General features: G+C 63.3%; 2 protein-coding genes. One reads left to right on the top strand and one right to left on the bottom strand.

All coding sequences use genetic code 11. The annotated features are described in order from the left end of the window. On the top strand, positions 1 to 730 hold a 730-nt coding region (locus ACEW8G_RS11470), incomplete at its 5' end, for an NAD-dependent epimerase/dehydratase family protein (protein WP_373488550.1). A gap of 40 nt (positions 731 to 770) precedes the next feature. Here ACEW8G_RS11470 and ACEW8G_RS11465 read toward each other — a convergent pair. Beyond that, positions 771 to 2042 (bottom strand): oligosaccharide flippase family protein, encoded by a 1272-nt coding sequence (locus ACEW8G_RS11465; RefSeq protein ID WP_373488551.1) that lies wholly within the window; start codon positions 2040 to 2042, stop codon positions 771 to 773. Positions 2043 to 2057 lie beyond the last annotated feature (15 nt).

The raw sequence follows: 2057 nt of genomic DNA, 5'->3' as shown, positions 1-2057 counted from the left end.
TGCCCGCGCATGCATCGAAGCCGGCGTGAAGAGGCTGATCTACACGAGCACCATCGATTCCTATTATGCCGGTGGTGGCGCAGGCAGGATCACCGAACGAACTCCGCTTGATCGCAACATCGACCGACGCAACTCCTATGCCCGGGCAAAGGCGACGATTGAATCCTTGCTGGTCGAAATGCACCGCACGGATGGTCTGCCGGTCGTCATCGTCCGGCCTGGAATCGTCATCGGCGCGGGCGGCAACCCGTTTCACTGGGGTGTGGGCAAATGGGCCTCCGAAAGCGTCGTGCAGACCTGGGGTGACGGCAACAACATGTTGCCTCTAGTGCTGGTCGACGATGTTGCCCAAGCGATGGTTCTGGCGATGGAGACGCCGGGGATCGAAGGCCGTTCCTACAATCTGATCGATGCGCCTATGCTGTCCGCACGCGACTACATCGCTGCTGTCGAGCGCCTCGCTGGTTACCATGTCGATATTCACACCACCCCCATCTGGAAGTTCTATCTCGATGATCTGGCCAAATGGCCGGTGAAACGCTTGGTCGGCCATCCCGACGGCACGCGGATGCCCAGCTACCACGATTGGGAATCGCGCACGCAAAAGGCCGAGTTCGACTGCACCGCGACGCGCGAAGAGCTTGGCTGGACGCCGATCTCCGATCCTCAGAAGATGGTGACACAAGGGGTTGGCGGTTCGCTCGCGGCTTGGCTCGCCGCCCGCGGATAAGCGAATCAGCGCGCTGCTGCCGCGAGGCCGATCATCGAGGTCAGAGCTGCAGCAGCGCCCGCATCGCCCACCATTCCCCCAGTGTCGGTGCCAACCCCGCGGTGCCGAACAACCATTTGGCGGTTAACGCCGTAATCGCCATCAGCGCCGTGAGCAGGCAATCGTCTCGCACTCCGCCGAAGCGCTCGCGGCGCGACGCCGGCAGCAGCGCCAGCCAGCGCACCGCTTCGGCCAGCACCAGCACCAGCAGCGCATCAAGCAGGCTGCCGCGCGCGAGTGCGAACGGTAGGCCAACCAGCATCACCGCGAACTTGGCCAGGTTCGCCCAGGCCCCGGGCGCGGGGCGGCCCGCACCCATCAGCATCGCATCGGCGAAAGTGGACAGGATGGCGAACCACACCCCCACCATCAGCACCGGAATCATGAAGGCCGCAGCGTTATAGCGCGGGTCGTAGGCTAGTAGGATGAACTGGTCCGATCCCGCCACCGCAACGCCGGTAACCAGCGCCAGGAGCGCGAGCGTCTTGCGGCGGGTGCCGCGCAGGCGGTCCGCAAACGCGCCGTCCTGGTTATGCGCGGCGGCCGCGCGGGGAAACACCAGGAATGCCCCGGCTCGCTGCGCCAGCCCCGTGAGCATATCGGAGAAGGTGCGAGCCACGCCGTAAATGCCCGCCATCGCGATGGGCACCGCGGCAACGAAATACAACCGGTCGTAGCTTGTGGCCGCGAAATAGATCGCGGTGGAGAAGAAAATCCATTTACCGAAGGAAATGATCTCCCGGACGTGCGCCGCCTCCCAACGGAACCGTGGTAGCCGACGTTCGAAGATCACGAAGCTGAGGATGGTGGAAATAATGGTGCCCACCACTAGCGCGATCACCAGCGCCCACGCCGATTTGATGACCAACGCGAGCCCGATCGCCAACGCCGAGCCAACGACTGTACTGGTGATGTCGTAAATAGCCCGGCGCTGCAACTGCATCCGCCGCTGCGAGACGAATAGCCCGGCGGATTGTAGGCCGGTGAAGATGAACATCGGGCTCATTGCCAGGATCAGCGGCATTAGATCCGGTTGACCATAGAGTGCGGCGATCGGTGCAGCCGCAAGCAACGCGAAAGCGGTTAGCAGCACGCCGCGCAGCACCTGCAAGGTCCAGGCGACATCGAGAAAATTGCGATCCTCGCCGTTGGGCGATCGGACCACGCTCTGGCCGATGCCGATATCGCTGAGCAACTCGGTGCCGGTGCGCAGCGAATTGATCAGCAGCATGATCCCGAAGATTTCGGGCGCGAGGAGGCGAGTGAGAACGATGCTGGTGGCGAGGCG

The sequence above is a fragment of the Blastomonas sp. genome (assembly GCF_041747255.1).
GTDB lineage: Bacteria > Pseudomonadota > Alphaproteobacteria > Sphingomonadales > Sphingomonadaceae > Blastomonas.
The sequence above is the reverse complement of the archived record's forward strand: the minus strand, read 5'-3'. Positions and strand labels throughout refer to the sequence as shown.